Raw genomic sequence first — 2,597 nt, 5'->3', positions numbered from 1 at the left:
CGATTGCTTGCTAATCGTAAATTTAAATAGGATTTATGATGACTAGAACTGAATGGATTTTTAGCGACGAGAACCATAGCTTGCACCAAGAGTTTCCTACTGAAGACAGTGCCTCAAATCCAAGTGACAATACAAACCCAGCAGAACTGATTATAGACTTCCCTGTTTCATTTAGTTTAACCCAAGGACATACCGGTGATGACGCCTTTTCTCAATTGTCTATTGATATTCCGGCAGACATCATGGATAGGATGGCCATCGCTTGGTGCAAAAAAAGACGGCTGCACGGAGCGCTCGAGGGTCCAGTTGGCCGTGAGTTTGGGTCCGTAGATTGTGCTTACGACGAGCAAGCTTCCGAAAGACTTGAAGAAGATGCTGAGCTTCGAGAACTGGTAAAAGACAGGGCAGGACAGCCTGAAATACAAGCAAACCTCGAGTTTGGTAATATTTTTGAAGTTGTTGCAAACACTAAAGAAGAAGCTCGACAGTTAAAAGAAGAGTCTGATAAGTTAATTCAAAACAGGAACATCAACGAAGCAATAAGAGAGCGCTCGATGTTACCTACGAGACACAAGCGAGCGGCTTCGGGTATTCTTGACCATATCAAATCAAATCAAAATGTGAATGACGAACTATCACTGCTTTCGGTAATTGAAGAAGCGTTTTTAGCCAACTACATTATATCCTCTGATGAAGATTTTTTAGACTCAACTTGGCAGTTTGAAGATAAATTAGCTGCTGGAATATATGCACCCGGATTAGGCGTAAATGGTCGATGGATTCTGGTTGGGAAAGGTAGTCGCAATGAAACAATAGTTACTGCGCTTGAGCCTCTTAGTGTTAAAGTTGTTGAGCGATTAATTCAACAAAAAAAGTTGATCCCAGAAGCGTCACCTAAATGGATTACGCCTCAACTTCAGGTAACTATGTATGGCTGACTGAATGAACCAAAAGCATGTCTTGACCTGTTGATTTAATAAAGAAATTAAAGTTTTTCCTAACGTTTTAGATAGCAGGACGGAAATCTGACAGACAGTTGTTTACGTGAAGCTGACGATCGGCAGTGTCATACCGGGCGACAGGAATGAGCGTATAGCAGTCGTTGGTTCCTTCTAATCAAAGCACAGAATAAAGGTTTTCTGTAGAATCGGATGATAGTATGAAATTCTGGTAAAAAGCTCTGAGGCGCGATTTAGATAATGTCAAAAGAGGTTCAACTCAAATACAAGGGAAATAAGTGTTCTGCCTGTGGGTTAAGTGTTGAAGAAATGCTTGAACGCTGGGGCACTTTTAAACGGATGACCGAGTTTCATCACATTGAAGAAGATAAGAAAGCAGATAACTATAATGCCTTAATTCGTCGCAAGCTAAGCACCGAACAGCTTGATGAATTAGATAAATGTATTCTTCTTTGCAGCAACTGTCATAAATTGATTCACGCCCAAAATATAAAGGCAAACCTAGATTTTAAACTAGAATTCGATGGCAACGTTTATACCCAAAAAGTTATTGGATGGGTAATAGTGGACTTTCGTGAAAGGAAAATGCGGATCTACACTGATCAAAAATACCTACTGCATTTGTACCAAATTAAAATTGGAGACGAGCAAGCCAAAGTAATCGCTGGTGTCGAGATGGATTCAGCTGAGTTCTTTAGCAGTCTTTTTAAAGGTCTTCGTAATTACAAGAAGTTTGAGATTCGAAACGCTCAAAACACCAAAGTACTTATGCGTGGCAGTTACCTTGGCTCAAACGAGATCGAGCTAAAGCAAGCCGTAGAGTTTCCATTCCTCGAATACGAGTGGGACTTGGATGGTGTTAAATCATGGGCAAGAAACGGGAAGATGCTCGATGAAAATGGCCACTTTATAGTAGAAGGCACATTAACAACCAAAATGAAACTTGTTTAAAAAGCATAATGAGGCTATCACGGGCCAAAGACGGACTGCACGGTACGTGAAGCGGACTTTGAATATTACTGTGGCCGCTGGGTCGCTTCAGACAAGGAGCAGACGTTAAGGTTTTTGTATTTTAGCTTCCGGTCTGTGCCAAAAGCAGACATTACAAGACTTGTTTCATTTAGATGTTCATGCAACTTCAACAATAAACACTCACAAGCCCAAAGCACTTTATCGACATTAAATCACATGTAAGCATAATTTAATGCCTGACCTAACACATCACGAAACAGATGGGAGAGCACTATGCCTATAGGCTCAAGCATTGATGACTTCTTGGAAGAAGGGATTAAGTAAGAAGTAGAATTTACAGCTAGTAATCGAATAGCACAGAGTCAAACTTTTCTGGTAGACAATGATCAAAACACAAGTGGTTGTGACGCACAATTTAATTTGATAGCCTATCTAAATGAAAAAGATATTTATCAACACAACCTCTTCTTACAACTGGTGGCGCTCACTCTGAGCGGCACGGAATTCGTACATTCTTTTGCTGCTGGAAGGTAGCTAAGTCTGTATGTTCTTTATATCTCCAGTAGCACGTTTTATTTACTTGGAGATATATCGTGACCAATCAAACAAATACCGAACGACAAGTCATTCTCACTGGCGACCGAGCGACTGGGCCTCTTCACTTAG

Annotated in this window: 2 protein-coding genes; both read left to right on the top strand. The window is 40.7% G+C overall.

Annotated elements, in window-relative coordinates; genetic code table 11:
• The first annotated feature begins 38 nt into the window (after positions 1 to 38).
• Positions 39 to 938 (top strand): hypothetical protein, encoded by a 900-nt coding sequence (locus tag MHN09_RS21060; RefSeq protein ID WP_061095013.1) that lies wholly within the window; start codon positions 39 to 41, stop codon positions 936 to 938.
• Between the two features lie 261 nt (positions 939 to 1,199).
• Positions 1,200 to 1,910 carry a hypothetical protein gene (locus MHN09_RS21055; protein WP_061095012.1) on the top strand — a complete coding sequence of 237 codons (711 nt, stop codon included), beginning with the start codon at positions 1,200 to 1,202 and terminating at the stop codon, positions 1,908 to 1,910.
• The last annotated feature ends 687 nt before the right edge of the window (positions 1,911 to 2,597 follow it).

This window comes from Alteromonas sp. MmMcT2-5 (genome assembly GCF_022348315.1).
In the GTDB taxonomy this organism is placed as follows: Bacteria; Pseudomonadota; Gammaproteobacteria; order Enterobacterales; family Alteromonadaceae; genus Alteromonas; species Alteromonas macleodii.
This window is presented reverse-complemented; position numbering and strand designations above follow the sequence as displayed.